Annotated in this window: 19 protein-coding genes; 9 read left to right on the top strand and 10 right to left on the bottom strand. The window is 70.4% G+C overall.

The features are described 5' to 3' along the window. Window positions 1-122: 122 nt before the first annotated feature. Together C9992_RS09825 and C9992_RS09820 are read right to left on the bottom strand one after the other, a co-directional pair. Complete coding sequence (locus C9992_RS09825; RefSeq protein WP_106815438.1) at window positions 123-776, bottom strand: metal-dependent transcriptional regulator; 654 nt, start codon at window positions 774-776, stop codon at window positions 123-125. A gap of 23 nt (window positions 777-799) precedes the next feature. Continuing rightward, window positions 800-2,251 carry an Nramp family divalent metal transporter gene (locus C9992_RS09820; protein ID WP_106815437.1) on the bottom strand — a complete coding sequence of 484 codons (1,452 nt, stop codon included), beginning with the start codon at window positions 2,249-2,251 and terminating at the stop codon, window positions 800-802. Between the two features lie 78 nt (window positions 2,252-2,329). Here C9992_RS09820 and C9992_RS09815 point away from each other — a divergent pair, with 78 nt between their 5' ends. Further along, window positions 2,330-2,977 (top strand): TrmH family RNA methyltransferase, encoded by a 648-nt coding sequence (locus C9992_RS09815; RefSeq protein ID WP_106815436.1) that lies wholly within the window; start codon window positions 2,330-2,332, stop codon window positions 2,975-2,977. Between the two features lie 81 nt (window positions 2,978-3,058). Here the strand turns inward: C9992_RS09815 and C9992_RS09810 are convergent, their stop codons facing one another. Next, window positions 3,059-4,384, bottom strand: a complete 1,326-nt coding sequence (locus tag C9992_RS09810; RefSeq protein WP_106815435.1) for an MATE family efflux transporter — start codon at window positions 4,382-4,384, stop codon at window positions 3,059-3,061. 292 nt (window positions 4,385-4,676) lie between these two features. Here C9992_RS09810 and C9992_RS09805 point away from each other — a divergent pair, with 292 nt between their 5' ends. From C9992_RS09805 to C9992_RS09795, 3 genes are all read left to right on the top strand, one after another. Then, a complete protein-coding gene (locus C9992_RS09805; RefSeq protein ID WP_106815434.1) occupies window positions 4,677-6,608 on the top strand; it encodes a M13 family metallopeptidase in 1,932 nt (643 codons plus the stop codon). Window positions 6,609-6,672: 64 nt separating this feature from the next. Beyond that, window positions 6,673-7,584 carry a serine hydrolase gene (locus C9992_RS09800; RefSeq protein ID WP_106815433.1) on the top strand — a complete coding sequence of 304 codons (912 nt, stop codon included), beginning with the start codon at window positions 6,673-6,675 and terminating at the stop codon, window positions 7,582-7,584. Between the two features lie 261 nt (window positions 7,585-7,845). Beyond that, entirely contained in the window at window positions 7,846-8,958 is a 1,113-nt protein-coding gene (locus C9992_RS09795; RefSeq protein ID WP_106815432.1) for a 5-methyltetrahydropteroyltriglutamate--homocysteine S-methyltransferase, read from the top strand. Between the two features lie 671 nt (window positions 8,959-9,629). Here the strand turns inward: C9992_RS09795 and C9992_RS09790 are convergent. From C9992_RS09790 to C9992_RS09775, 4 genes are read right to left on the bottom strand one after another with little or no spacing between them, the layout of a single operon-like run. After that, a complete protein-coding gene (locus C9992_RS09790; protein ID WP_106815431.1) occupies window positions 9,630-10,598 on the bottom strand; it encodes a VOC family protein in 969 nt (322 codons plus the stop codon). 40 nt (window positions 10,599-10,638) lie between these two features. After that, window positions 10,639-11,712, bottom strand: coding sequence for a 4-oxalomesaconate tautomerase (locus C9992_RS09785; RefSeq protein ID WP_106815430.1), 1,074 nt, complete (start codon window positions 11,710-11,712; stop codon window positions 10,639-10,641). After that, a complete protein-coding gene (locus C9992_RS09780; RefSeq protein WP_106815878.1) occupies window positions 11,705-12,418 on the bottom strand; it encodes a 4-carboxy-4-hydroxy-2-oxoadipate aldolase/oxaloacetate decarboxylase in 714 nt (237 codons plus the stop codon). Before C9992_RS09780 ends, C9992_RS09785 begins: the two co-directional genes overlap by 8 nt. Before the next feature lie 13 nt (window positions 12,419-12,431). Beyond that, the gene (locus C9992_RS09775) at window positions 12,432-13,187 is read right to left on the bottom strand and encodes a PIG-L deacetylase family protein (RefSeq protein WP_106815429.1); all 756 of its coding nucleotides are present in this window, start codon (window positions 13,185-13,187) and stop codon (window positions 12,432-12,434) included. A 149-nt stretch (window positions 13,188-13,336) separates the two neighbouring features. On the opposite strand from C9992_RS09775, the gene ligM reads away from it, so the two are divergent. Then, complete coding sequence (gene ligM, locus C9992_RS09770) at window positions 13,337-14,743, top strand: vanillate/3-O-methylgallate O-demethylase (protein ID WP_106815428.1); 1,407 nt, start codon at window positions 13,337-13,339, stop codon at window positions 14,741-14,743. 123 nt (window positions 14,744-14,866) lie between these two features. Here the strand turns inward: ligM and C9992_RS09765 are convergent, their stop codons facing one another. From C9992_RS09765 to C9992_RS09755, 3 genes are all read right to left on the bottom strand, one after another. Beyond that, window positions 14,867-15,646, bottom strand: coding sequence for a DUF1932 domain-containing protein (locus C9992_RS09765; RefSeq protein WP_106815427.1), 780 nt, complete (start codon window positions 15,644-15,646; stop codon window positions 14,867-14,869). Then, on the bottom strand, window positions 15,643-16,587 hold the full coding sequence (locus tag C9992_RS09760) for an IclR family transcriptional regulator (RefSeq protein ID WP_106815426.1): 945 nt from the start codon (window positions 16,585-16,587) through the stop codon (window positions 15,643-15,645). The genes C9992_RS09765 and C9992_RS09760 overlap by 4 nt, the downstream gene beginning before the upstream one ends. Window positions 16,588-17,069: 482 nt before the next feature. Then, window positions 17,070-18,527 carry an aminomethyl transferase family protein gene (locus tag C9992_RS09755; protein WP_160150883.1) on the bottom strand — a complete coding sequence of 486 codons (1,458 nt, stop codon included), beginning with the start codon at window positions 18,525-18,527 and terminating at the stop codon, window positions 17,070-17,072. 186 nt (window positions 18,528-18,713) lie between these two features. On the opposite strand from C9992_RS09755, the gene C9992_RS09750 reads away from it, so the two are divergent. From C9992_RS09750 to C9992_RS09735, 4 genes are read left to right on the top strand one after another with little or no spacing between them, the layout of a single operon-like run. Beyond that, window positions 18,714-19,493, top strand: a complete 780-nt coding sequence (locus tag C9992_RS09750; RefSeq protein ID WP_106815425.1) for an ABC transporter ATP-binding protein — start codon at window positions 18,714-18,716, stop codon at window positions 19,491-19,493. Further along, window positions 19,480-20,190 carry an ABC transporter ATP-binding protein gene (locus C9992_RS09745; RefSeq protein ID WP_106815424.1) on the top strand — a complete coding sequence of 237 codons (711 nt, stop codon included), beginning with the start codon at window positions 19,480-19,482 and terminating at the stop codon, window positions 20,188-20,190. Before C9992_RS09750 ends, C9992_RS09745 begins: the two co-directional genes overlap by 14 nt. Before the next feature lies 1 nt (window position 20,191). Beyond that, the gene (locus C9992_RS09740; RefSeq protein WP_106815423.1) at window positions 20,192-21,073 is read left to right on the top strand and encodes a branched-chain amino acid ABC transporter permease; all 882 of its coding nucleotides are present in this window, start codon (window positions 20,192-20,194) and stop codon (window positions 21,071-21,073) included. After that, entirely contained in the window at window positions 21,073-22,200 is a 1,128-nt protein-coding gene (locus tag C9992_RS09735) for a branched-chain amino acid ABC transporter permease (RefSeq protein WP_106815422.1), read from the top strand. The genes C9992_RS09740 and C9992_RS09735 overlap by 1 nt, the downstream gene beginning before the upstream one ends. The last annotated feature ends 12 nt before the right edge of the window (window positions 22,201-22,212 follow it).

The raw sequence follows: 22,212 nt of genomic DNA, 5'->3' as shown, positions 1-22,212 counted from the left end.
CTCCCGTCTTCAGGTGTCACGACACGCGGTGTCGGCGGGGACGTTGCCGCGTGTTGCGCCACCTGAACGAGGACCGCGGCGCCGGGTGGACCCTCGGCGCCGGGTGGAGTCACCCGGGCGCCTCAGGCGCTGAGCCAGACGGCGTCGGCGGCGGCGGCGGGCAGCGACACGTCGGCGCCATCGGCCGCCGCGCCGGTCCGCAGGCGCAGGGCTGCGGCATCCGTCACCGTCACGGTCGCGCCGACGGCCACGCCGGCCGATTCCACGGCGCGCAGCAGCTCGGGGTCGCGGTCGCTCACGCGCAGCACACGGCCGACGTGACCGGCCGGCGCCGCGCCGAGCAGCACGAAGGGTTCGCGGTGCACGTGGCCCGCGGCATCCGGGATGGCGTCGCCATGCGGGTCGAACCGGGGGCGTCCGAGGCGCGCATCGATGCCCTCGAGCAAGCGGTCGCTGATCGTGTGCTCGAGCACCTCGGCCTCGTCGTGCACCTCGTCCCACGAGTACCCGAACTCGCGCACGAGCCACGTCTCGATGAGCCGGTGGCGGCGGATGATCGCAGCCGCTCGGCGCTCCCCTTCCTCCGAGAGCGCGATCGGGCCGTACGGACGATGGGTCACGAGACCCTGCGCCGCGAGCTTCTGCACCATCTCGGTCACGCTCGACGGGGCGAGCCCCAGCTCACCGGCGAGCTGCGACGGCGTGATGCGGTCGTCCTGCCACTCGGTGTGGTGGTAGATCGTCTTCAGGTAGTCGTCGACGGCGGGAGAGGCCACCGTTTCAGGGTACCGGGCGCCCCTCACGCGCCCGTGAGCACGAGATACAGCAGCAGGCCGTTCAGCGCGATGAGGAACACGGATGCCGCGACGCCGGCGACCGTCGTCCACACCCGGTTGCGGAATCCGCCGAGCACCTCGCGGTTCGCCGTCAGCGCCACCAGCGGGATGAGCGCGAACGGGATGCCGAACGACAGCACCACCTGGCTGAGCACGAGGGCCACCGTCGGGTCGAAGCCGATCGCGAGGATCACGAGCGCCGGGATGAGCGTGACCAGCCGGCGCGCCAGGAGGGGAACGCGGATGTGCAGCAGCCCGTGCATGATCTCGGCGCCCGCGTAGGCCCCGACCGACGTGCTCGCCAGCCCGCTGGCCAGCAGCCCGACGGCGAACAGCGTCGCCACGAGAGGTCCGAGGCCCGCGTACAGCGCGGTGTACGCGCCCTCCAGCGAGTCGGTGCCCGGAACGCCGGCCAGGTTGGCGGCCGCGAGCAGCAGGATGCACAGGTTCACCGTGCCGGCGATCAGCATCGCGATCGTGACGTCCCACCTCGTCGCGCGCAGGAGGCGACGGGTCGGGATGCCGCGCAGCTCGGCGAGCGTCGGGTCCGCCGGGGTGGCGACTGAGGCTGCTGAGGGTGTCGAAGCGCTCGGAGACCCCGCGGCTGTGCGCTCGAGGGGATTCGTCTCGCTTCGCCCGCTCGACGACTGGGGTGCGGCGGGGGCGAAGCGATCCCGCGCCAGCGCGCTGTGCGCGTAGATCGCGTGCGGCATGATCGTGGCGCCGAGGATCGAGGCGGCCAGGAGCACCGAGTCGGTGCCCTCGAACCGTGGCACGAGCCCGCCCACCACCCCGGCCGGGTCGGGAGGGGCCACCAGCACGCCGAACGAGAACCCGATGGCGATCACCAGCAGCAGGCCGATCACGACGAACTCGAAGGTGCGCGGTCCGCGGCGGGACTGAATGAGCAGCATCGCGATCGACACCGCTCCGGTGATCGCGCCGCCCCACACCAAGGGGATGCCGAACAGCAGGTTGAGCGCCACCGCCCCGCCGATCACCTCGGCGATGTCGGTCGCCATCGCCACGAGCTCGGCCTGCAGCCAATAGGCGCGCCGGCCCCACCGGTTGTGGATGCGCCGGCCGAGGGTCTCGGGCAGGCTCCGCCCCGTGACGATGCCCAGCTTGGCCGACAGGTACTGGATGAGCCACGCCATGACGTTCCCCAGCACGACGACCCACACGAGCAGATACCCGTAGCGGGCGCCGGCGGTCATGTTGCTCGCCACGTTGCCCGGGTCGAGGTATGCGACCCCGGCGACGAGTGCCGGTCCGATCAGCCACGCCAGCCGGGGAAGTGTCAGTCGGCGGCCACCGCCGGTCGCGGCATCCTGGCGTCGCCCTGGGCCGGTGACGCGCACGGCGCGGCGTGAGGGGGTGTCGACCTGGGCATCTTCGACCTCGGCTTTCGGCATACCGAAACCATAGCGATCTTTCGGTTAGCCGAAAAGTACTTCCGGCTGGAGGCGGGCCCCGGGGGATAGCCTTGCGGGGTGAACCCGCCAGACGCCTCCCCGCCGGAGCAGGGTGAGCGGACGCTTCCGGTGGGAGTGGGTCCGTGGCCGGGCGGGCCGTCCGCGTGGCCGGATGACCCGCGGTACGACCGCGAGCTGCTCGCGCACGGCGATGCGCGCAACGTCGTGGACGCGTACCGGTACTGGACGATGGACGCCATCGTCGCCGACCTCGACACCCGGCGGCACCCGTTCCACGTCGCGATCGAGAACTGGCAGCACGACATGAACATCGGCTCCATCGTGCGCAGCGCAAACGCCTTCCTCGCCGCCGAGGTGCACATCATCGGCAAGCGGCGCTGGAACCGCCGCGGCGCGATGGTCACCGACAGGTATCAGCACGTCCGCCACCACGAGACCGTCGAGGCGTTCGCCGAGTGGGCGGATGCCGCGGGCCTTCCGGTCCTCGCGATCGACAACGTGCCCGGCTCGATGCCGCTGCCCGACGCCGACCTGCCCCGGGCGTGCGTGCTGCTGTTCGGTCAGGAGGGGCCGGGGCTGTCGCCGGAGGCGCTGGCCGCGGCATCCGGTGTCGTCGAGATCCGACAGTACGGGTCGACCCGGTCGATCAATGCGAGCGCCGCCGCGGCGGTCGTCATGTACGAGTGGTGCCGCCGCTGGGCCTGAGGCTCCGTCCGTGGGTCACGGGTCGCCGAGCCGTCGCCGTGCTCTTGGACCAGCCCGTGACGGCCAGTCGCGAACCGCGGGTCAGACGCCGACCGTCATCCAGGCCGACCCTCGCACCCGCCAGCCGAGGGTGAGCAGCCGGGCGAGCATGTAGACACCGAAGAAGGCGACCGCGAGCCACGCCAAGCCCGCGGCGCCGACCGGGTGCAGCACCGCGACGAGAACGAGAGCGGGGATGAAGGGGACGAGGTTGAGTACGCCGACGATCGCGAGGTAACGCGCGTCGCCGGCACCGATGAGCACGCCGTCGAGCACGAACACGATGCCGCAGACCGGCTGGGCGACGGCCAGCACGATGAGCGCCGGCTGCACGAGCACCGCGATGCCGGCGTCGCCGGTGAACAGCAGTCCGATGACGCCCGACAGTGCGCCGATCACGCCGCCGACGACGACCCCGAACCATGCGCCCCACGCCACCGTGCGGCCGAGGACACGGTGTACCAGGGGCGTGTCCTCGGCGCCGAGGCCCTTGCCGACGAGCGCCTGCGCGGCGATGGCGAGGGCATCCAGCGCGAAGGCCGCCGTCGAGAAGATGGTGAAGGCGACCTGCCAGCCCGCGAGCTCCGCGGTGCCGAGGCCCGTCGCGACCGCCACGGTCGCCAGGAGAGCGATCCGCAGCGAGACGGTGCGCAGGAAGAGCCAGCCGCCCGCGCGAGCGGAGCCCCGCACGCCGTCGCGCTGCGGTCGGACGGATGCCTCGTGCCGGCGCGCGAGACGCCCCACCACCGCGACGTACGCGGCCACCATGCCCCACTGCGCGACGACCGTGCCGACCGCGGAGCCCGCGATCCCCCAGCCGAACACGTAGATGAAGACCCAGTTGAGCAGGGCGTTCGCGGCGAAACCCAGTCCCGCGATCCACAGCGGGGTCACGGTGTCTTGCATGCCGCGCAGCAGGCCGGTGGCGGCGAACACCACGAGCATGGCCGGAAGCCCCCACATCGAGATGCCCAGGTACGTCTCGGCCTGCGCCGCGACTGCGGGATCGGCCCCGAAGAGACCGATCAGCAGCGGGGTCGTCAGGTATCCGACAAGGGCGAGCACCGCGCCGATGCCGAGCGCCAGCCACATGCCGTCGATGCCGACCGACACCGCGCGGGAGGGATCGCCGGCCCCGAACCGGCGAGCCACCGCCGGCGTCGTGGAGTAGGCCAGGAACACCATGAGTCCGACGATCGTCTGCAGCACGGCGGACGCGATGCCCAGTCCCGCGAGCGGCTCGACCCCGAGATGGCCGACCAGCGCGGAATCGACGATGAGGAAGAGCGGCTCGGCCACGAGGGCGCCCAGCGCCGGCACCGCGAGCCGCAGGATGTCGCGGTTCAGGGTGTCGCGGGTGCTCGTCACCCTCCGAGCCTAGGAGGCCCCGCCGACGTGCGGCCGCCGACCATGCCCGTGCTGTCGCGACCAGGCCCGTGGCACGCTCGGGGTGGGAGGGGCATGCGCGGCTCGGAGGGCCGGGAAGGGCATGCTCGGGCTGGGAGGAGCATGTTCGCGCTGGGAGGGCGCGGCGGACGGGAGGGACGGGAGGGGATGTCCGGCGGGACGACGGAACCGGCGCACAGCCGGTGGCGACTAACCTGGAACGCATGACCGACGCCCCCGCTCCGGTCTCGCGCTCGATGAGCTCAGCGCCGAGATCCGACCCCAGGACGACCTCTTCCGCCACGTCAACGGCGCATGGCTCGAGCGCACCGAGATCCCCGACGACAAGGCGCGCTGGGGGTCGTTCCACCTCATCGCGGAGCAGGCCGAGAAGGACGTGCACGCCATCGTCGAGGAGTCCCAGCAGGCCGAGCCCGGCACCGAGGCCCGCAAGATCGGCGACCTCTACACGAGCTTCATGGACACCGAGCGCATCGCCGAGCTGGGCGCCGCGCCGCTCGCGGACGTGCTGGCCCGCGTCGACGCCATCGCCGACATCCCGGGATTCCTGCGGACGGTCGGTGAGTTCGAGCGCGACGGCGTGGCGGCGCTGATCCACCTCTACATCGAGCCCGACCCGGGCAACCCGCAGCGCTACGTGCCGTTCTTCATCCAGGGCGGGCTGTCCCTTCCCGACGAGAGCTACTACCGCCTCGACAACTTCCAGGAGACGCGCATCGCGTTCCGCACGCACGTGCAGCGGATCCTCGAACTGGCGGGCGTGGCCGAGGCCGAGGCATCCGCCGATCGCATCGTCGCCCTCGAGACGGAGCTTGCCACCCACCACTGGGACAACGTCGCCAGCCGTGACGCCGTCAAGACGTACAACCTGAAGACGTGGGACGAGGTGCAGGAGCTCGTCGGCGTCGACCTGACGCCGTGGCGCGACGGCGCGGCGCCGGAGCACGGCGAGGCGTTCGCCGAGATCAACGTCTACCAGCCGAGCTTCTTCGAGGGCCTCGGCCTGCTGCTGGTCGAAGACCGCCTCGAGGACTGGAAGGCGTGGCTGCGGTTCGCGGTCGTGCACTCGGCCGCCCCGTTCCTCTCCGACGAGTTCGTCGCCGAGAACTTCGGGTTCTACGGCACCCAGCTCACCGGCGTTCCCGTCAACCGCGAGCGCTGGAAGCGCGGCGTGAGCCTCACCGAGGCCGCCATGGGCGAGGCGATCGGCAAGGTCTATGTCGAGCGGCACTTCCCGCCCGCCGCGAAGGAGGCGATGGACGAGCTGGTCGCGAACCTCATCGAGGCCTACCGGCAGAGCATCTCGCAGCTGGAGTGGATGACGCCCGAGACCCGCGAGCGCGCGCTGGCCAAGCTGGACTCCTTCACACCGAAGATCGGGTACCCGGTGAAGTGGAAGGACTATTCCACCCTCGAGATCGACCCGGCCGACCTGGTCGGCAATGTGCGCCGCGCGCACGTGTGGGAGCACGACCGCCAGCTCGCCAAGGTGGGGCAGCCGATCGACCGCGACGAGTGGTTCATGACGCCGCAGACGGTCAACGCGTACTACAACCCGCTGATGAACGAGATCGTGTTCCCCGCGGCGATCCTGCAGTACCCGTTCTTCGACGCCGAGCGCGATGCGGCTGCCAACTACGGCGGCATCGGCGCGGTCATCGGTCACGAGATCGGGCACGGCTTCGACGACCAGGGCAGCCGCTTCGACGGCGACGGGTCGCTTCGCGACTGGTGGACCGACGAGGACCGCGCAGCCTTCGAAGAGCGCACCAAGAACCTCATCGCGCAGTTCGATGCCCTCGTGCCGCAGGGCCTGGCCGAGGAGCACCACGTCAACGGCGCCCTCACGATCGGCGAGAACATCGGCGATCTGGGCGGTCTGGGCATCGCGATCAAGGCGTACGAGCTGTCGCTTGGAACCACGCCGGCCGGCGAGCCGGTGGAGCCGCCGGTGATCGACGGGTTCACCGGCATCCAGCGGCTGCTGCTGAGCTGGGGACAGATCTGGCAGCAGAAGGGCCGGGATGCCGAGACCATCCGCCTGCTGACCATCGACCCGCACTCGCCGAACGAGTTCCGCTGCAACCAGATCGTGCGCAACATCGATGCGTTCTACGATGCATTCGAGGTGACGCCGTCGGACGCGCTCTGGCTGGACGAGGACCAGCGCGTCACCATCTGGTGAGGACAGGCCGCGTGCGGTCCTGACGCCCCGCAACGGATACACACGGAAGGGATGCTCCGTGGGCATGGAGCCCAGAAGGGATGCCGAGTCGCTGCGGGGGGCGCGACGGAGCACCAGCCGACGGCTGCCGCGGAGGGCGGCGGCCGGGCGTCGGTCGTTCACGTCGACGCTGAAGGCGCTCGACGACCTGGCGGCATCCGGCGCCAAGATCTCGGTCCGTATCACCGACCTCGACCGCGGCACCTCGGTGCTGGCCGGCGACGACTTCGTGACGCTTCCGGTCGCGGGGCTCGGAGTCGTGCCGCTGCTCATCGAGGTGGCAGCCGGCTTCGAAGCCGGGCGCCTGGATCCGCTGGAGATCATCGACCGCTCGCGGGTGGACCCGGTCACCGTCGGCGGAGTGTGGCAGCACCTCAAGGCGCCCGCGCTGCCGCTGTCGGACCTCGCCGTGCTCACCGCCGCGACGGGCGACGCGCTCGCCGCGAACGCGCTGCTGGCACGGGTGGGTCTGCCGGCCGTCCGTGCGCGCATCGAAGAGCTCGGCCTGTCGCGCTCGGCGCTGCTGGACCTGTTCCGCGACGAGCGAGGACCCGACGACGCCCCGCACTTCGCCCTCGGCTCGGCCCGCGAGCTGGCCGAGGTGTTCGCCGCGCTCGTGAACTCGCAGGTCGTCTCGCCCAGCGTCAGCGCCCAGGTCGCGGAGTGGCTGAGCTTCAACCACGACCTGTCGCTCGTGGCATCCGCGACCGGCCTCGACCCGTTCTCGCACGAGAACGACGAGCACGGGCTGCTCTTCATCAACAAGACGGGCCGGGATGCCGGCATCCGCGTCGAAGCCGGCGTGCTCGCCGGGCCGCGCGCCGGCGTCTCGTACGCGCTCATCGTGTGCTTCGACGACCTCTCGATCTCGCACCGGCTCCGCGCGCACGACGCCTTCCGCGTGCTCGGCACCGACTTGATGGAGTACGTCTTCTGACCCGCTGACCCGGGGGCCTTCGGCCTGCGTCGCCCTGCCCGGCCGCCCGCCCCGGCCTTGTCCGCCCCCCGGCCTTCGCAGGACCGCGAGACTTCAACCGAGCGCCGAGACTGCGCCCGGAGACCGAAGTCTCGGCGCTCCGATGAAGTCTCGCGGTGGATGACGCCGGGTGAACGCCGAATGCGATCAGGTCTCACGGACGATGACGTCGGGTGACCGGCGGGTGCCTATGGCGGGGAGGGATCGACTACCCTCGCAAGGGTGTCAACCCCGCCGTTCCGCGCCGACATCGTCGGCAGCTTCCTCCGTCCCGCCGAGCTCGCCGAGGCTCGCCGCCGATTCGCCTCCGGTCAGATCGACGCCGAGGCCTTGCGCGTCGCCGAAGACACCGCGATCGCCGAGCTCGTCGTCCAGGAGGCCGACGCCGGCCTGAAGCTCGCCACCGACGGCGAGTTCCGCCGCTCGTGGTGGCACTTCGACTTCTTCGGGTTCCTCGACGGCGTGGACATCGTCGAGCTGGACCACGGCATCCAGTTCCAGGGCGTACAGACCAAGCCTCGCGGCATCGAGGTCAGCGGCAAGATCGGCTTCAGCGACACGCACCCCTTCCTCGACCACTTCCGCTCGCTCAAGAGCCTGCTCGAGCGCACGACCGGTGCGGTGCCGAAGTTCAGCATCCCGGCGCCGACCGTGCTGGACTTCCGGCTCGAGCCGGGGCACATCGCCGAGTCGGCGTACGGCGGCCGCGACGACATCGTCGACGACCTCGTGCAGGCGTACCGCGATGCGGTCGCCGCGTTCTACGATGCCGGGGCTCGGTACCTGCAGTTCGACGACACGGCCTGGGCGTACCTGTGCTCGGACGTCGAACTCGAGAAGGCGCGGGAGCGCGGCATCCACACCGACGGCATCGCCGAGCGGTACGCCGGCATCCTCAACCGCATCCTCGACGGCAAGCCCGACGACCTCGTCGTGACGACGCACGTGTGCCGCGGGAACTTCCGCTCCACCTGGATCTCGTCGGGCGGATACGAGCCGGTCGCCGAGCAGCTGCTGGGCAACACCGCGTACGACGGCTACTTCCTCGAGTACGACAGCGAGCGCGCCGGCGGCTTCGAGCCCTTGCGGTTCCTGCCCGAGGGCGACAAGACGGTGGTGCTCGGCCTCATCACGTCGAAGACCGGTGAGCTGGAGAACGTGGATGCCGTCAAGCACCGCATCGACGAGGCATCCCGGTTCGCCCCTCTCGACCAGCTGGCGCTGAGCCCGCAGTGCGGCTTCGCCTCGACCGAGGAGGGCAACGTGCTCACCGAGGCCGAGCAGTGGGCGAAGGTGCGCGAGGTGGTCGACATCGCCGCCGACGTCTGGAGCTGACGCGGCGCGTTTCGTCTCGGTCGCTGGCGCTCCCTCGCTCAACGACCGGGCTCGGGCGGTGAGTCTGGCGTGACCGCGCGCGCGAGTCGACACGTTCCGCGCGGCTCGACACGGTTTGCGCGGGGCCTTTCGCGCGAGTCGGCACGTTCCGCGCGGCTCGACGGGCTCTGCGCGTGCGGAACCTGTCGACTCGCACGAATAATGGCGACTCGCGGCCGACGTCTGGCGCTGACGCGGCGCGTTTCGTCTCGGTCGCTGGCGCTCCCTCGCTCAACGACCGGGCTCGGGCGGTGAGTCTGGCGTGACTCCGCAAGCGAGTCGACACCTTCTGCGCGGGTCGACAGGTTCTGCGCGGTGCCTCTCACCGCGAATCGACACGTTCCGCGCGGCTCGGCAGGATTTGTGCGGGCGGGACCTGTCGACTCGCACGAATCGTGTCGACTCGCGGCAGGTGTCTGGGGCTGAGGCGGCGCGTTTCGTCTCGGTCGCTGGCGCTCCCTCGCTCAACGACCGGGCTCGGGCGCTGAGTCTGACGTGACCCCGCGCGCGAGTCGACACGTTCCGGGCGGCTCGACAGGTTTTGCGCGGGCGGAACCTGTCGACTCGCACGGATAATGGCGACTCGCGGCCGGTCGGGGCAACCCGCGGCCAGTCGAACGCTCGACCCGCGGTCAGTGCGACGGCGGGGCGTCGACCACGGGGGTGCCGTGGGTGTGGAACGTCTCGATCGTCTTCATGCCCCACGCCTGGCCCTTCTTGCGCTCGGCCTCGGACCACTCCACCACCGGCTGGTCGGGGTCCAGGAGCAGTCGGGCGCCGGCGTTGGCGAACTCGATGCGGTTGCCGCCGGGCTCCCACACGTACAGGAAGAACGTCTGGTTGATGGCGTGCTTGTGCGGGCCGGACTCGATGTGGATGCCGTTCTCGAGGAAGATGTCGGCGGCCTTCAGGATGTCTTCACGGGTATCCGGGGCGAACGCGACGTGGTGCAGGCGGTTGCCGTGCTTGGTCCAGTCGTCGGAGTACACGACGTCGTAGGACTTCAGTGAGAAGTGGAACCACCATGCCGCGAACCTGCCGTTGTCGAGCCGGATCCGCTCGGACTCCCGCATCCCGAGCGCCGCGCGCAGGAACTCGCCGTTGGCCTCGACGTCCTTCGCGAGGTAGTTGATGTGGTCCAGGCGGCGAGCGTTCACCCCGCGGCCGGGGAAGCGTGACGCCTGGTTCTTCAGCGCGGGCCGGTCGTCGGCCCCCGCGGCGTAGCGCTCCGTCTCGTAGAAGATCGCCATCGCGTGCCCGTCGGGGTCGGTGAACTCGTACGTCGGCCCCGTGCCGTGGTCACCGTCCACCCACCCGCGGCCGAGCCCGGTCGCCTCGATCGCGGCCACCCGACGCTCCAACGCCTGCGGCGACGACGCGCGGAACGACGTGCGACCGACCCCGGCGGCATCCGATGCCGTCAGCTTGATCGTGTAGAGCTGGTACTCGTCCCACGTGCGCAGGTACACCGAGTCGCCCTCCTCGGCGACGACCCGCATCGCCAGCAGCTCCTCGAAGAACCACCGGCTCTCGGCCGGGGTGGGGGTGAGCAGCTCGACGTGGGCGAGATGGGCGACGTCGAACGACGTGTCGGCGGTCATGGGGCGTCCTCTCTGACGGGGTCGGGTCTCTGGGCGGTGTTCAGCGGCGTGCGCGCGGGAAGACGGTGCCGTCGAAGAGCTTGCGGGCGGTGCGCAGCGAGAACGACGTCGCCCGCCAGGTGCCGTCGGCGTCGCGGGTCACCCGCACGCGCGAGGGGAAGGTGCCGGTCGGGTGCTCGATCGCGGTCTCCTCGCCGTCGAGCGGACCGGCCATGCCGGACGCGACGGTCTCGGGGATGCGCAGTGCTGCGGCGACGGATGCCGCCATCAGCACGCCGATCGAGCTGTGCACGCGCGCCGGGATGAAGGCGCGTGTCGAGATCGCGCCGCCGTCCCGCGGCGGTGACAGCAGGATCATCTTCGGCACGGTTTGGGCCGACACGTCGCCGAGCCCCATGCGCGGACCCGCGGCGAGCCGGATGCGCTCGAGCCGTGCCCCGAGCTCGACGTCGGCCTCGAGCTGCGCGGGCGACTCGGTGCCGTCGACGCCGAAGTCGTCGGCACGCAGCAGCACCACCGGCATGCCGTTGTCGATGAGTGTCACGACGTGGCCGTCGATCTCGTCCGAGGGGCTCCCTGTGGGCAGGAGCGGCTTGTCGGGGCCGCCGCCGACCTCGAGCTCGATGGGGGATGCCGTCCCCGGCACGCCGTCGATCACCGCATCGCCGTCGTACTCGGGGCGGCCGTCGTCGGTCGCGAAGACGGCGGTGGCGGCATCCCCGGTGTTCAGGAGACGGATGCGCACGGTCGTCCGCGACCCCGTCCCCGCGACGAGTCCTCGCTCGACGGCGAACGGGCCGATGCCGGCGAGCAGGTTCCCGCAGGTCTGCGCGTCGCCGACCGTCGCCGTGTCGACCCCCACCTGCAGGAAGAGGTAGTCCACGTCGATGCCGGAGGCCGCAGACCGCGCGACGATTGCGACCTTGCTCGTCAGCGGATGGGCGCCGCCGATGCCGTCGATCTGACGCGGGTCGGGTGAGCCCATGATCCGCAGCAGCAGATCGTCGCGCACGGCGGGGTCGGCGGGCAGGTCGGACGCGAGGAAGTAGGCGCCCTTGGAGGTGCCGCCGCGCATCAGCATGCAGCGGACGCCGTCGCGCACCGGGTCAGTCATGCGCGTCCTCGCCCGCCTCGAAGTCGGCCTGCCTGACGTATCGGACGCCCAGCTGGGTCAGCAGGGGCCGCAGTCCCTTGCGGTCCAGGCTCAGCTGGCCGTCGCGGTAGGCGGCGCGGTCGGCCTCCTCCTTCGCGACGCGTGCGTCGGCGGCCGCGAGCACCGTCGGTGCGTCTTCGCGCCGCACCCGCAGGACGCCGTCGTCGTCGGCGACGACCACGTCTCCGGGGCGCACGGTCACGGCCCCGACAGTGATCGGCACGTTGACGCAGCCGGGTGTGGCCTTGACCGTGCCCTGCGCGAAGACGGCGGCCGACCACACCGGGAAGCCCATCGCGCGCAGCTCGGCAAGGTCGCGCACGCCCGTGGTGGTGACGAGGCCGCGCACGCCGCGAGCCTGCAGCGCGGTGGCGAACAGCTCCCCGAACGCGCCGTCGACGGAGGGCGAGGTCGTCGTGACGACGAGCACGTCGCCGGCCCGGCACTGCTCCACGGCCGCGTGGGTCATGAGGTTGTCGCCCGGGTGGCACAGCACCGTGACGGCGGTGCCGGCCATGCGCACGCCGTCCTGGATGGGACGGATGCCGGGGCCGACGAGTCCGGTCCGGCCCATCGCCTCGTGCACCGTCGCCACCCCGTGCGCACCGAGCGCGTCGGCGACGGCGCCCTCGGCGCGCGCGATGTCGGTGACGACGACAGGGCTCACGGCATCCACCGCCTCACGAGAGCACCCCGGTGACCTGTGGCAAGTGCCGCATGTACGCCTCGCCCATGGTCTCGTGCGGCAGGCCGAGATTAGGGCCGGCGTTGCGCTTGAGCTGCACGCCGCGTCGCACCGCGAGGTCGGTGTAGTACGACCACATGTGCTTCTGGGCGGGCAGGCACTCCATCGCCGCGCGCTTGCGCGGGAAGGCCTCGGTGATGTCGAGCAGGACGTTCGGCGTGAAGTCGCACTGCTCGGGCTGGTGCGGCTCGAAGAAGAACACCGGCGGTGCGCCGATGATCTCGTCCTTGGACGGGTAGGTGCCGTCGGAGTTCGCGACACCGATCGCCTGTGCCAGCACGCGCGCTTCGAGGGCCATGCGGGCAGCGGCCGGATGATCGCCGTTGTACGGGTCGCGCAGCGTGTGGGTGAGCACGACGGTGGGCTGCACCCGTCGGTAGAGGTCCACCAGCCGCGCGACGGCCTCGCGGGACTCCGCCAGCGGATAGTCGCCGAGGTCGAGGAACTCGATCTCGGCACCGAGAGCGGATGCCGCGGCCTCCGCCTCGTCGCGACGCACACGCTTGATCTCGTCGAGGGACTTGCCCTCGAGCCACTGGCTCGCCGACTCGCCGCGCTCGCCGTAGGACAGACACGCCACCACGGCGCGCTCGCCGCGGAGGGCGGCGGCGGCGATGGCGCCCCCGGCTCGCCAGACGAAGTCGCCGGCGTGTGCGCTGACGACGAGGAGCGTGTCGGCAGAGTCTGTCATGGGGCCAGCGAATCACAACCATGGCGAAATGGTCAACAAATTGTCTACAATCGTGGCGACCATATACCTCTGGATGTAGGTAAAGCGCTCACGTAGCATCGCGCTCAGGTCACCGGCAGAGATCACTGGACGAGGAAGTCGAGACAGGCATGGCGAGCAATCTGCAGGAGCTCATGGAGGAACGCGGGGACGTCGTCGAGATGCTGCGCAACTCGCAGCTCGGCACCTACATCTACCCGGTGGTCCCCGCCGAGTTCACGAACTGGCGTCGCGAGCAGAAGGCGTGGCGCGAGACCGCCGTGCTCTATGACCAGACCCATCACATGGTCAACTTCTTCGTGTCGGGTCCCGACGCGCTGCGGCTGCTGTCGGACACCGGGATCAACTCGTTCGCGAACTTCCCGGTGAACACCGCCAAGCAGTTCGTGCCGACGTCGTCGACCGGCGGCGTCATCGGCGACGGCATCCTCTTCCACCTCGCCGAGGACGAGTACGTCTACGTGGGCCGCGCGCCCGCGGCGAACTGGCTGCAGTTCCACGCCGAGACCGGCGGCTACGACGTCGAGACCCGCTACGACGACCGCTCGCCGTCGCGCCCGTACGGCGCCGCGGTGAGCCGCGAGTTCTACCGGTTCCAGATCCAGGGGCCGAACGCGTGGCAGATCATCGAGAAGCTCGCCGGACGCGAGGTCGAGCAGGTGAAGTTCTTCCACATGGGCGAACTGGAGATCGCCGGCCAGCGGGTGCGGACCCTCCGCCACGGCATGGCGGGCGCACCCGGACTGGAGATCTGGGGCCCGTACGCCGATCACGGGCGGATCCGGGATGCCGTGCTCGAGGCCGGCCGCGAGTTCGGCATCGAACCGTGCGGGTCGCGCGCATACTCGTCGAACACCCTGGAATCCGGCTGGATCCCCTCGCCCCTGCCCGCCGTCTACACCGGCGGCGACATCGAGCGCCGGTACCGCGAATGGCTGCCGGCCGACAGCTATGAGGCGATCAACGCCCTCGCGGGCTCATTCGTCTCGGACGACATCGAGGACTACTACCTCAACCCCTGGGACGTGGGGTACGGCTCCTTCGTGAAGTTCGACCACGACTTCATCGGACGCGACGCCCTCGAGCAGCTCGACCCGGCGGCGCAGCGCAAGAAGGTGACGCTGGCGTGGAACGACGAGGACCTCGGCAAGATCCTCACCAGCGTGCTCGACCGCGAAGGACCGGGCTACCAGTTCTTCGACCTGCCCAACGCCAACTACGGCTCCTCGAACTACGACGCCGTCATCGACGCCGACGGCAGCACGGTGGGGCTGTCGCTGTTCACGGGCGTCACGGCCAACGAGAAGCGCGGCCTGTCGCTGGCCACCGTCGATCGCGACGTGCCGATCGGTGCGGAGGTGCGCGTGGTGTGGGGCGAGCCCGACGGCGGCTCGCGCAAGACCACGGTCGAGCCGCACGAGCAGATCGCCGTGCGGGCCGTGGTGAGCCCGGCGCCCTACGCCGTGACGGCCCGGCAGGAGTACCACGGAGGCTGGCGCACCGCAGGCGTTGCGTAGCCGGCGACGACGGGCCGGCGCCTGAGTCGGCGTTGAGGGGTCGCGACACGCTGTTACCCGGGGCGCGTAGCGGCGTGTCGTGACACCTGAAGCGCCGTGAGGATGCCGGACCCGGGCCGGCTTCTACTCCTCGGACCGTTCGGCGACCAGGCGCTCGAACCACGCGAGCGTGGCGCGGGTCATGTCGGCGGGCGCGCCGGATGACTCGAGCACTTCGAGCGCGGCGCGCACCTCGTGCTCCCGGCGCACCGCGTGGCGGGCCGTGCCGTCGACGAGGCGTTCCACGAGCTCGGCGCCCTCGGGGCCCAGCTCCGCGGCCATCTGTGCGCGCAGCCACCCCTCGGCGCCCACGGCGCGCGCGGCGCCCAGGCCCTCGAGCACGAGCGCCGCCAGCCCCTTCATGAACACGCTGCGCAGGAGGCGCAGCCGTGCCGCCTCGCCGGCTGCCCCCGCCACCACCTCGACGGGGACCTCGAACTCACTCACGCGGTCGGCGAAGACCTGCGCCCCGGAGCCGCTTGCCAGGAGGGGGGTGCGGTGCCCGGCCCGCACGACAGGAGCGAGCACGGCCACGTCGGCCATCGCGAGGCCCCGGTCCGCCGCGAGGCGGGCGATGCGCTGTTTGACCTCGGGCGCAGCGGTGTTGAGATCGGCGTACACGGCGTCAGCCGCGAGGTGCGCGAGGGAGTCACGGGCGACGGATGCCGCGGCCTGGCCCCCGACCAGGCTCAGGGTGACGTCCGAGCCGGCCAGGGTGTCGGCCAGCGTCGGGAACTGCGGCACGTCCGGATCTTCGAGCTCGTGCGCCGGGTCGAACCCTCGTACGTGGGCACCGGCGTGGGCGAGGCCGGGCGCGTAGCGGCGGCCCGCCTCGCCCAGTCCGAGGATCGCGATCGTCGTCATCGCCGCCCACCCCCTGACACGGCGGCATGCCCGTCGCCGGGGAGCGCGGCCGCGCCGTCCACCGCGGGCACCGGCAGCGCACCCGCATCGTGGGGATCGGTGTCGAGGCTCTCGAGATACTCCAGCGACCGGCGGGAACCGCTCATGAGGGAGCGGATGCCGTGGGTCCGCTCGTCGACGTCGGGCCGGTACGCGACGGCGAGGTCGCGCGCGGTGCCGGCCGCCGCGCGGCGCAGCAGCTCGACGTACCCGTGCGGTGAGCTGTCGTCGTTGGGTACGACCACCCCGATCGCGGCGTAGACGGTGCCGCCGGGCCCGGTGATCGGCACGGCGATGCCGCGAGACTCCGGGTGGATGTGACCTTCTGTCACGGCGAACCCCTCCTCCCGCACCCGGCGCAGACGGGCGCGCAGCTCAGGACCGGTGCGGATGGTGCTGTCGGTGTAGACCCGCAGTCCTCGGGCGATGACATCGGAGACCAGACCGGCGTCGGCGTGCGCCAGCAGCACCAGCCCGCTCGACGACGCGTGCAGCGGGATACGGCCGCCGATCAGCGTGGCGTTCACGACGGCGTCGCGGGTCGACATCCGGTCGATGAACAGCACATCGCGGCCGCTCAGCACCCCCAGCTGCGTGTGCTGTCGCACCCGCTCATGCACAGCCGCCAGCCACGGCCGGGCGATCTCGCGCAGACCCACGGCGCCCGGCGTGCGACTGGCGAACTCCCACAGCCGCACGCCGAGGCGGTAGGTGCGGTCGGGCAGACGCTCGAGGAGTCCCTCGCGCTCCAGCTCCGCGATGAGCCGATGCGCGGTGGATCGTGGGATGCCGGCGGCATCGGCGATCTCGCTCAGCGTGAGGAAGGGATGCCACGCGTCGAAGCTCTCCAGCACGCGCAGGTGACGGTGCAGCACCGACTCGCCGGCCGATCCTCGTGCCACGGCATCCTCCTCGACGACGCCGCCATGCTAACCCCGGCGGCCGCCGGATGTTCCACTCAGCGGAACCCGGGGTAGGCCGGCGACCGCGGTGGGCGTTTCGTCTCGCTTCGCTCGCTCAACGACCGGGTGGAGCTCCGGTCGTTGAGCGAGGGAGCGCCAGCGACCGAGACGAAACGTGTCGAGCTGGTGTCTGCGATGGGGGCGTTTCGTCTCGCTCCGGGCGCTCAACGAACGGGTGGAGCGCCGGTCGTTGAGCGAGGGAGCGCCAGCGACCGAGACGAAACGTGTCGAGCCGGCGTCTGCCGGGGGGCGTTTCGTCTCGCTTCGCTCGCTCAACGACCGGGTGGAGCGCCGGTCGTTGAGCGAGGGAGCGTCAGCGACCGAGACGAAACGTGTCGAGCCGGCGTCTGCCGGGGGGCGTTTCGTCTCGCTTCGCTCGCTCAACGACCGGGGCTCAACGACCGGGGCTCAACGAACGGGGGTCAGGAGTTCTGGCGGTACACGGTCCGGGCGTAGTCGTGGTACGGCGCCGGGGCCACGGTGGCGCGGATGCGCACCTGGCGATGGTCGGCGTCGACGGAGTCCTTGCGCGAGACGGGGTCCTCGCCCCACACCACCTCGACCTCCTCACCCTCGTGGATGTCGGCGTCCAGCGTCGCCAGCGACATGTACAGCTGGTCGTACGCGACGTACCCGGCATCCGTCGAGATGCCGACGCGCCGCCCGTCCCGCAGAATCTCGTCCATCTGGTAGAAGCCGTAGCGCGCCTTCGGGAAGTCCAGGTACTTCGCCGGCGTCCCCGGCTCGAGCTGCGAGCGCACGACGTCGGCGACGTCCCCCGAGTTCCAGATGAGCGTCACCTTGCGTCGCGGCGGGTTCTCGGCGTGCTTCTCGAGCGCCGCTCGACCGTGGAAGTCGTGGTCGAAGCGCACCGAGCGCCCCAGTCCGATGTCGAAAGGCGTCATGTAGTAGTCGTGCACGTCGGTCGAGTACAGCGAGCCGCCGATGGACCCGATGCGCGCTGCCGGCAGCCACTCCCGGTACTCCGCGAAGTCGTCGTCGAACACCGCGGGGAAGGGGGTCGGCACCCAGCCGGACTCCAGCGGCGACGACGAGTACGCCTTGGCGCCGACGCGACGGATGCCGTGTTCTGCGCCCGCTGTCATCAGGGCGTCGAGCACGATCTCGTTGTCTTCCCACGGCCCGTAGAACTCGAACCCCGGCTGACCGGCCATGCCGTGGCGCAGCGCCTTGACCGGGCGTCCGGCGATGGTCACATCGCCGATGTGGAAGAACTTGATCTCCGGCACCGGTCCGCCGAACACCTTCTCCATCACGATGTCGGCGTGCGGTCCCTGCAGCTCGTACCGGTAGAACGTGGGAGGGCCCTGCCGCATGTGCGAGTTGGCCTCGAGGCGGTAACGCACGTCCTTGCCCGCCGCCTGCGCCTTCTCGATGTTGAACCGCACCCAGTCGATGAGGATGTGGTGGCCGATGAGCACGAGACCCTCGGGCCCCTCGGCGTTGTAGAAGAGGATGCCGTCGCCGATGAGGTAGCCGTCGGCATTGACCGAGATGAGCTGCTTGGCGACGCCCGGCCGGAAGGTCGCGAACGTGTTGGGCGAGATCGAGCTCAGCAGCGGGATGAGGTCCGCGCCGTCCAGGAAGAGCTGCGTCATGTGGTGGGACTGGTCCATCAGAGCCACCGATGTGTTCCACGCCCGCTGCTCATCGCGCCAGTTCGTGAACTCGGGTGCCACGGGGAACGTGAACGCCGGCCAGTTCTGGTTGCGCAGCAGCTCGACCGGGCCGCCCGCCCGCTCGATCGCGTGAGCGAGCGATTCTGCCGTGGTGTCGGTGATGGTCATCGTCGACCTCCTCTGTCGATTCCGGAGACTGCGGTCAGCGTAGGAGCGCGGTCGGCGGAACCCCGCGCACAGTTCCGTTCAGTGGAAGCGACGATCGAGTGGGCCACGCGCGGGGGCCAGCATCGGAGGAGGGTCACGGTCCGGGAACTTCACACCAAAATCGTTGACAATCTCGCCGTGAATCCGTAGTTTCCCAGCAAGGGGGAGGCGCTCGAGTCCCCCGATCGACCGCGACGACGCGATGCGAAAGGCGGGGCCATGGGCGCTCGACTGGCAGTGCGTGACGTCAGCCTGCAGTTCGGCGGCGTCAAGGTGCTCCAGGACGTGACGTTCACTGTCGAACCCGGCCAGATCTTCGGGCTCGTCGGCCCCAACGGCGCCGGCAAGACCTCGCTGTTCAACTGCGTGAGCGGCCATTACCGTCCGAGCGCCGGCTCGATCACGATCGACGACGACGAGGTGCTCGGCTCGCCGCCGGCCACCCTCGCCCGCCACGGACTGGCGCGCACGTTCCAGCACCCCGCGCTCCAGTTGCGGGCCACTGTGCTCGAGAACGTCCTGCTGGGCGCGCACAGCCGGCTGCCCGGTGGTCCGCTCGAGTGGTCGCTGCGGCTCCCGCGCACGGTGCGGGCCGAACGCGAGCGTCGCCAGGAAGCCCTGGACCTGCTGGACAGCCACGGCCTCGGGTGGGCGGCGCACATGCGCGCCGACGAACTCTCGCACGGGCTGCACAAGGGCATCGAGCTGTGCCGCGCGCTGTTGATGCGGCCGCGCCTGCTGCTGTTGGACGAGCCCGCGGCCGGCTTGCCGCACTCGGAGGTCGAACAGCTCATCGAGACCGTGCGACGGGTTCGCGACGACGACATCACCGTCGTCATCGTGGAGCACAACATGGGGCTCATCTCGGCGCTCACCGACCGTGTGGTCGTCCTGGACCACGGCCGCAAGCTCATGGAGGGCTCGGCGGCCGAAGCTCAGTCGGATCCCCGCGTGATCGAGGCGTACCTCGGGAAGGACGCCGCCGATGACGCTGCTTGAGCTCACCGATGTGCGCGCGTTCTACGGCCGCGTGCAGGTGCTGGAGGGCGTCTCGCTGACAGTGCCCGACGGCGGCGCAGTGGGGATCCTCGGTGCCAACGGCGCCGGCAAGACGACGACGCTGCGGGCGGTGTCGGGCACCGTGCGCTCGACGGGCACCATCCGCTTCGACGGCAAGGACCTGCGGGGCCTGCGGCCCGACCAGGTCGCCGGTCTCGGCATCGCCCATGTGCCCGAGGGGCGCGGCACCCTCGCCGACCTCACGGTGCGCGAGAACCTGCGCGTGGGCGCGTATCGCCGCAAGGACGCCAAGGCGATCCGCGCGGACGTCGACTACTGCCTGGAGCTGTTCCCGCAGCTGCAGGACCGGATCCGCGCCAGCGCAGCCACCCTGTCGGGCGGGGAGCAGCAGATGCTGGCCATCGCCCGGGCGATCATGGCGCGGCCACGGCTGATGCTGCTGGACGAGGCATCCCTCGGCCTGGCGCCCAGCACCGCCAAGGCGGTGTACCAGGCGATCGGCCGGCTGCGGAGGGAATCGGGCATCGCGATGGTCGTCGTCGAGCAGAACGCCAACCTCGCCTTCACCCTCGTCGACACCGCCACCGTGCTCGAGACCGGCCGGAGCGTCCTCACCGGATCGACCGCCGAGCTCAAGGGCATGGACGAGATCCGCCGCGCGTACCTGGGAGGCTGACATGGGCACCTTCATCCAGCTCGTGATCGACGGACTGTCCACCGGATCCATCTACGCCGCACTCGCCCTCGCGATCGTGCTCGTCAACCAGGCGACCGGCCTGATCAACTTCGCCCAGGGCGGCATGGCCGTCCTGTCGGCCTACATCGCGTGGGCGCTCAACGGATTCGGGGCGCCGCTCATACTGGCGATCCTCGCCGCCATCGTCATCTCGTTCTTCCTGGGTGCCCTCATCGAGCGGTATCTGCTCCGGCGTTTCGAGCGGGGCGATCCCGACACCGCCGTCGTCGTCACGATCGGTCTGCTGACGCTCATCACCGGCATCTGCGCGTGGATCTGGACCTACAACAACCGGCTCTTCCCGTCGCTGTTCCCGCTGGAGACCATCAAGATCGGCAGCGCGGTGATCAGCGTCCGGTCGCTGGGGACGATCATCGTGATCGTCGCCATCATGCTGCTCCTGCAGGCGCTGTTCCTCGGGACCAAGCTGGGCCTCGCGCTGCGCGCCGTCGCCATCAACCCGGGATCCGCCTCGTTCTCGGGCATCCCGGTCGGCCGGCATCTCATGATCGGGTGGGGTCTCGCGGCGGCGCTCGGGGCGGTGGCGGGCGTCCTGGTGGCACCGCAGCTGACGCTCACGCCGGGGATGATGGACTCCGCACTGGTGTACGCGCTCGCCGCCGTCATCCTGGGTGGCCTCACCAGTCCGATCGGGGTGGTCGTCGCCGCCTGGCTGATCGGCGTGCTGGAGAACCTCGCCGCCGTGTACATCCCCTTCATCGGGCACGATCTCAAGATCGCGGTGCCCTTCATCCTCATCTTCGTCGTGCTCATCGTGCGACCTCAGGGTCTGTTCGGCCGGAAAGCGGTGGTGCGCGTCTGATGGCTGTGACCGCAGAGACCCCGGGCCGCACCGACGCCCCGCCGCGGCCGCCGTTCTTCAGCCGACCCTGGGTGCGGTGGGCGGGCATCGTGCTGGTGGTCGTGGTGCTCGTCGTCGGCCCGCTGGTGCTTCCCGAGCTCGCGAACCAGACGATCGCACGCATCGGCGTCTTCGCGGTCGCCGTGCTGGGCCTGAACGTCGTGATGGGCTACACCGGACAGGTCTCGCTCGGTCAGATCTTCTTCGTCGGCGTCGGGGCCTATGTGACGGCCTTCGGGGTCAACGCCGACTGGAACATCGTGCTCGTCTTCGTCCTCGCCTGTCTCGTACCCGCGGTGATCGGCCTCTTGATCGCGCTCGCGGCGGCGCGGCTGGGCGGTCTCGCGATCGCGATGGTGACGATCGCACTCCCGATCGTGGGTGTGCCGCTGGCCAAGCGGCTCTCGGATCTCACCGGCGGCTCGCAGGGCACGTCGGCGCGCTTCTCGGATGCCCCGGAATGGACCGGCCTCTACGACGACCAGTGGCAGCTCTACATCGTGATCCTCATCGGCGGCATCACGTTCCTTTTGACGCGCAACCTGGTCCGCGGCAAGTACGGCCGAGCCTTCGCGATCGTGAAAGGGAACGAGGCCGTCGCCGGATCGATGGGCGTCTCGCCGTACCGCTACAAGGTGCTCGCCTTCACCATCGCGTCACTGATCGGCGGTGTCAGCGGATTCCTCTACATGGTGGTCATCCAGTACACCTCGCCCGAGACGCTGCACTTCGGCCATTCCATCGAACTGCTCGCGTCGATGGTCATCGGCGGAGCCGGCAGCATCATCGGCTCGCTGCTCGGCGGCGCGTGGTACGTCCTGCTCCCGCAGCTGACGAACCTCATCGACCCCGACCTCACCGCGGTGCTGCAGGGCGCGATCCTCCTGGTGGTGCTGTTCATCCTGCCCGGCGGCCTGGTGTCACTGCCGCGGCTGTGGCGCAAACGCCGTCATGACCCCTCGCGCCCGGACGGGAGGAGCGGCGCCGGCGTACGGATGGATGCCCCGTCATCCGACCCCTTCCCGGCGCAGGCCGCAGACACCTCGGGCACCGCGCCCTCCTCGTCACCACCCCCTACGCAGTCATAACCCACACAGAGA

The organism is Microbacterium timonense (genome assembly GCF_900292075.1).
In the GTDB taxonomy this organism is placed as follows: domain Bacteria; phylum Actinomycetota; class Actinomycetes; order Actinomycetales; family Microbacteriaceae; genus Microbacterium; species Microbacterium timonense.
This window is presented reverse-complemented; position numbering and strand designations above follow the sequence as displayed.

What these genes read in the sequence shown, in the direction of transcription:
- C9992_RS09765 (WP_106815427.1), bottom strand. Translation starts at nt 15,646, where the DNA reads ATGACGACGATCGCGATCCTCGGACTGGGCGAGGCGGGCCGCCGCTAC.
- C9992_RS09745 (WP_106815424.1), top strand. Translation starts at nt 19,480, where the DNA reads ATGACGCTGCTTGAGCTCACCGATGTGCGCGCGTTCTACGGCCGCGTG.
- C9992_RS09790 (WP_106815431.1), bottom strand. Translation starts at nt 10,598, where the DNA reads ATGACCGCCGACACGTCGTTCGACGTCGCCCATCTCGCCCACGTCGAG.
- C9992_RS09775 (WP_106815429.1), bottom strand. Translation starts at nt 13,187, where the DNA reads ATGACAGACTCTGCCGACACGCTCCTCGTCGTCAGCGCACACGCCGGC.
- C9992_RS09740 (WP_106815423.1), top strand. Translation starts at nt 20,192, where the DNA reads ATGGGCACCTTCATCCAGCTCGTGATCGACGGACTGTCCACCGGATCC.
- C9992_RS09750 (WP_106815425.1), top strand. Translation starts at nt 18,714, where the DNA reads ATGGGCGCTCGACTGGCAGTGCGTGACGTCAGCCTGCAGTTCGGCGGC.
- C9992_RS09800 (WP_106815433.1), top strand. Translation starts at nt 6,673, where the DNA reads ATGGAGCCCAGAAGGGATGCCGAGTCGCTGCGGGGGGCGCGACGGAGC.
- C9992_RS09820 (WP_106815437.1), bottom strand. Translation starts at nt 2,251, where the DNA reads ATGCCGAAAGCCGAGGTCGAAGATGCCCAGGTCGACACCCCCTCACGC.
- C9992_RS09785 (WP_106815430.1), bottom strand. Translation starts at nt 11,712, where the DNA reads ATGACTGACCCGGTGCGCGACGGCGTCCGCTGCATGCTGATGCGCGGC.
- C9992_RS09735 (WP_106815422.1), top strand. Translation starts at nt 21,073, where the DNA reads ATGGCTGTGACCGCAGAGACCCCGGGCCGCACCGACGCCCCGCCGCGG.
- ligM (WP_106815428.1), top strand. Translation starts at nt 13,337, where the DNA reads ATGGCGAGCAATCTGCAGGAGCTCATGGAGGAACGCGGGGACGTCGTC.